The organism is Amycolatopsis sp. NPDC059027, assembly GCF_042739735.1.
In the GTDB taxonomy this organism is placed as follows: domain Bacteria; phylum Actinomycetota; class Actinomycetes; order Mycobacteriales; family Pseudonocardiaceae; genus Amycolatopsis.
In genome coordinates, this window is the sequence record NZ_JBHYIK010000130.1 from 1 (window position 1) to 4944 (window position 4944).

The 4944-nt window shown below is 70.0% G+C and carries 4 protein-coding genes; 2 read left to right on the top strand and 2 right to left on the bottom strand.

What is annotated here, in order from left to right:
* Positions 1-173: 173 nt before the first annotated feature.
* Together ACFWY9_RS43705 and ACFWY9_RS43710 are read right to left on the bottom strand one after the other, a co-directional pair.
* Complete coding sequence (locus tag ACFWY9_RS43705; protein ID WP_378341668.1) at positions 174-1436, bottom strand: MFS transporter; 1263 nt, start codon at positions 1434-1436, stop codon at positions 174-176.
* 151 nt (positions 1437-1587) lie between these two features.
* On the bottom strand, positions 1588-2523 hold the full coding sequence (locus ACFWY9_RS43710) for an LLM class F420-dependent oxidoreductase (RefSeq protein ID WP_378341669.1): 936 nt from the start codon (positions 2521-2523) through the stop codon (positions 1588-1590).
* A 119-nt stretch (positions 2524-2642) separates the two neighbouring features.
* Between ACFWY9_RS43710 and ACFWY9_RS43715 the strand changes: the two genes are divergently transcribed.
* A complete protein-coding gene (locus ACFWY9_RS43715; RefSeq protein ID WP_378331783.1) occupies positions 2643-3140 on the top strand; it encodes an OsmC family protein in 498 nt (165 codons plus the stop codon).
* Between the two features lie 82 nt (positions 3141-3222).
* The gene (locus ACFWY9_RS43720; RefSeq protein ID WP_378341670.1) at positions 3223-4860 is read left to right on the top strand and encodes a Na+/H+ antiporter; all 1638 of its coding nucleotides are present in this window, start codon (positions 3223-3225) and stop codon (positions 4858-4860) included.
* Positions 4861-4944: the final 84 nt, after the last annotated feature.

Sequence of the window (4944 nt, forward strand, 5' to 3'; positions counted from 1 at the left end):
TTCAACTCCCGCGGAAACCTGCTGCTCGCCACGCCGCTCATCCTTCCCAGAACGATCGACCTCCAACAAACCCGGGGCGGTCCACCACATTGGGGCGCATGACCCCCGAGAACCCCAGGCCTCTGAGTGTCCACAATGGTCAGATACTGTGGACACTCGCGGGCAGAGCGCGGTCAGGCAGCTGGGCGAGTTCCTGGCGCGGGAACGGCTTCCGGAGCGGAGTTCGCCTTTCTGGAGTGCACTGCGACGACGCCGAGCGCACCCAGCGCACCCACCCCCGCGAAGGCGTAGAAACCCCACGGATAGGCGATTCCCGCGCCGAGCAGAGCCCCGCCGAGGATCGGGCCGCAGATCGCGCCGGTGCGGCCGACACCGGCTGCCCAGCCGAGCGCCGTCGCGCGGATCGCGTCCGGGTAGCGCTTGCCGATGTAGGCGTACACCAGCACCTGGGCGCTGAACACGAACGCGCCGGTCAGGAACACCGCCGCGTACAGCGCGACCGACGGCAGCCGCACGCTCAGCACCGCCAGGAACACCGCGGCGAGGACGAACCAGCCGATGGTCGCGGGCCGGACACCGACGCGGTCGGCGACACGACCGGCCACGATCAGCCCGGCGACACCGCCGAGGTTCAGCGTCAGCAACAGACCGAGCGACGCGCCGAGCGGATATCCGGCCTGCCGCATGATCTCCGGCAGCCAGGTGTTGAGCCCGTACACCAGCAGCAGTCCCATGAATGAGGTCACCCAGAACGCGATTGTCGCCCGTAGCAGGCCACCGCGGAACAGCCCGGCCACGACGTTCCCGGCAGGCGCGTCAGCGGCCTGGCGGGCCTGCCGCACCCGTTCGAACTGCTCGGACTCGGGCAGGTAGCGCAGCATGAGCGGCACCAGCACGAGTGCGGGCAGCGCACCTGCGACGAACATCGCGCGCCAGCCGAACGGCGAGATGAGCACGATGCCGAGCAACGCCGTGAGCACCGCGCCGACGTGGTAGCCGGTCATCACCGTGGTGGTCGCGCTGCCGCCACGGCCCTTCCTGGCGAACTCCGACACGAGCGCGATCGCCGTCGGCAGGCAGCCGCCGAGGCCAAGCCCGGCAAGGAACCGGAGCAGCCCGAACACGAACGCGGACGGCGCCAGCGCACACAGCGCGGTGCACACCGAGAACCACACGACCGCCGTGATCAACGCCTTCCGCCTGCCGATGACGTCGGTGACCGTGCCGATCGCGAGCGCGCCCAAGGTCATCCCGACCAGGCCGGCGGTCGAGATCACCGAGGCCGTGCCGGGGCCGAGGCCCCAGACGTGGCCGCGTAGCAGCACCGGCAGGACGGTGCCCAGCACGACGAGATCGAACCCGTCGAGCAGGACAGCCGCCCAGGCCAGTGGGACGACCCAGTGCCGGGCCGCGGTGGTCGGGGCGCCAGGGGACATGGGGACCTCCGGGGTGCGTCAGTGCACGTTCTCCGCACAATCGTACGGATGGCGCACAGTATGCCCGTGAGGTACGACACAAACCAGCGTGCTTCCACTCGGCGGAAACACGGCCCCGATTCCCTTGACCATCCCCGAGCCGGTCAAAGAATCACAAGCGGCTCTTCAGCTCGCCGAGGAACTTCCAGGTACGCAGCCGGTCCTCGGCCGAACCCAGCCCGGTCTGGGACGCGACGATCTCGGTGGCACCGGCCTCGAAGTACCGGCGGATCCCGGCCTCGACCGTCGCCTCGTCGCCGATCAGCGTGAGATCGGCGCCGTGCGAAACGCCTTCGGCGTCGAGAAGCCGCCGATACGACGGGAGATCACCGTAGAAGGCGAGCTTCTCGAGGGCGTTCGCGCGCACGGCGTCGACGTCGTCGGTCACCACCGCGGACACGGCCGCGATGACGCGCGGAGCGGGTCGTCCCGCCTTCGACGCGGCCTCGGTCAGCACCGGCGCGATCAGCGTGGAAAGCGCTTTCGGACCGGCCAGGAACGTCAGCGTGCCGTCGGCGAGTTCCCCGGTCACCCGCAGCGCCTGCGGCCCGAGCGCGGCGACGATGACCGAGGTCTCGGTGGCGCCAGGAAGCACGGCGGGGAACGGCGGCCGCGCGGCGAACGTCTCGCCGTCGAACCGCGGCTCTTCCCCGGCGAAAACGGTGCGCAGCACGGTCAGGTATTCGCGCAGATGCCGGATCGGCGGCGCGTACGGGAGGCCGTAGACGGGTTCGAGGAATTCCTTGGCGCCGAGCCCGATGCCGAGGGTGAACCGGCCGCCGACCGCGGCCTGCGCGGTCTGCGCGAGTGCCGCGACGAGCAGCGGATGGCGTGGGTAGATCGGCACCACCGAGGTCCCGATTTCGATGTCCGGCACCTCGCGACCGGCGAGTCCGGCGAGGGAAATGGCGTCGTAGCCGAAGAGCTGGGAGAACCAGACCGAGCCGAGCCCGGCGTCGGCGGCTTGATGGGCCTGGGTGATGAGTTCGTCGACGGTGTTGTGCGGGGACGGGTTTTCCCCGGCGGGCAGCGTCACTCCGATGGTCATGATCGGGACTACGGCTCGCGGCGGGACGGTATTCCGCTCCCAGGACTTGGGAAGCCGCGCGCGAAGAGCGGGAAATCCGGACGCTGTGACCTACGCCCCTATCCCTACGAGGAGTAGTCATGTCGCTCATCGACGTTATCGAAGGCACGCGCGACGCCATCGACAACGACCTGCACAACGCCGCGGTGTCCTTCCGCGTCGCGAACACGCTCGCTCCCGGCACCGCGACCGTCGTCGAGGTCAAGGTGCGCGACAAGACCTTCACGGTCGACGAACCCGGCGCGCTCGGCGGCACCGACACCGCCGCCAACCCGGTCGAATACGCGCTCGCCGCGCTCGGCTCGTGTCAGGTGATCACGTACCAGTTCTGGGCGGCGAAGCTCGGCATCCCGCTCGGCTCGGTCCGGGTCACTGTGGACGGCGACCTCGATCTGCACGGCTTCTTCGGCTTCTCGCTCAACACCCGGCCGGGCTTCGGCGACGTCCGCGTGTCGGTCGACCTCGACGGCCCCGCGACCCGCGACCAGTACGAGCAGCTGCGCCGCGAGGTCGACGAGCACTGCCCGGTGCTCGACCTGTTCCGCCACGAGACCCCGGTGAGTACCCGCCTCGCCTGAAACTTGCGGGACACCCGCACCCCGATCGGCATCTCCTGCCCGCGCGGCGCCGATGGGCGAAGATCGCCTTCGGAGGTCGTCGATGGATGTTCTGACCCTGATGGGGCTGCTCGCCGGGTCGCTCGGGCTGACCGCGCTCTGCCGCCGGTACAACCTGTCCGCGCCGCTGGTGATCGTCGTGGTCGCGCTCGCCGTGGCGCTGATTCCCGGTGTGCCGAGGATCGAGCTGGCACCCGAACTGATCCTCACCGTGGTGCTGCCGCCACTGCTGTACTCGACGTCGCTGGACAGCTCGATCACGCAGTTCCGCGACAACCTGCGCCCGATCATCGCGCTCGGCGTGCTGCTGGTGGGCCTCACCGCGGTCGTCGTCGCGGTGGTGGTGCACCTGCTGCTGCCCGATCTGCCGTTCGCCACCTGCCTCGTGCTCGGCGCCGTCGTCGCCCCGCCGGACGCGGTGAGCGCGGTCGCGGTCGGCAGCAAGCTCGGGCTGCCCCGCCGGATCATGGCCGTGCTGACCGGGGAAAGCCTCGTCAACGACGCGGCCGCCCTGACGCTGTACAAGGTCGCGCTGGCCGCGGTCGCCGGGACGGCGGGCTCGATCGGGCACGGGTTCGCGGTGTTCGTCGTCGCCACCGTGCTCGGGATCGCGGTCGGCCTGGTGATCGGCATGATCGTCGGCCTCATCCGGCGCAGGCTCACCGATCCGCTGCTGGAGTCGGCGTTCGGGATCATCGTGCCCTTCGCCGCGTACGTGCTCGCCGAGCATCTGCACCCGTTCGGCACCGGGTTCAGCGGTTCCGGTGTGCTCGCCGTCGTCACGGCCGGGCTGTACCTCGGGCGCGGATCGCTCAACGCCTCACCCGCGACCCGTGCGCAGGACGCTTCGGTGTGGGCCTCGATCGACGTCCTGCTGGAGGCGCTGGTGTTCGCGCTGATGGGCCTCCAGCTGCCGTTCGTGCTCGACACCGCGGACCACGCCGCCCGCGGCAACGGGCAGCTCGCGCTCGTCGCCGTCATCGTGCTGGCGGTGACGATGTTCGTCCGGATACCCGCGGTGCTCGGGATGAGCTATCTGCCACGGGGATTGCGCCTGTTCCGCCGCGAAGGGCCGTCGCAGTCCTGGCGGTCAAATCTGGTGATCGCCTGGGCGGGCATGCGCGGGGTCGTCACGCTCGCCGCCGCGTCCGGTGTTCCGGTGGCCACCCCCGGCCGCGCCGAGATCCAGCTGTTCGCCTTCTCCGTCGCGATCGGGACCGTGCTGATCCAGGGCCTCACCCTGCCGCCGCTGATCCGCGCGTTGAAGGTGCAGGATCCGGACGAGGCCGCACGCGACCAGGCGGAGGAAATCGCCGCGCGTACCGCGGCCAAGGACGCGGCGCTGGCGAAACTCGACGAGCTGATCGCGACCCAGCTGTCCACTATGGACGTTCCACCCGAGCGGGCGGAACGCTTTCGCGAGCGGCTGCGGAACATCGTCGACACGCGATACCGGGCCGCGATCGAGGCGATCTCGCTGTCCGCCGAAGAACGCGCGAGCAGCCGGACCGCGGCGTTCCACCGGGCGCGTGGCGAAATGCTCGTCGCGCAACGGCAGGCGCTGCTGGCCGAACGGGAGGCCCACCGCCTCGACGACGACATCCTGCGGAAGGTGCTGCGGGAACTCGACCTCGAAGAGCTGAGCCTCTCGGCCTCCCCGCTCAGCACCCGGCTGAGCTGAAGGGGACGTTCGTCTCGTTAGACGCGCTGAAGGGGGGGTTTCTAGCCAGGCAAGGGGGGGGAATGACCCAGAGCAGACGGGAAG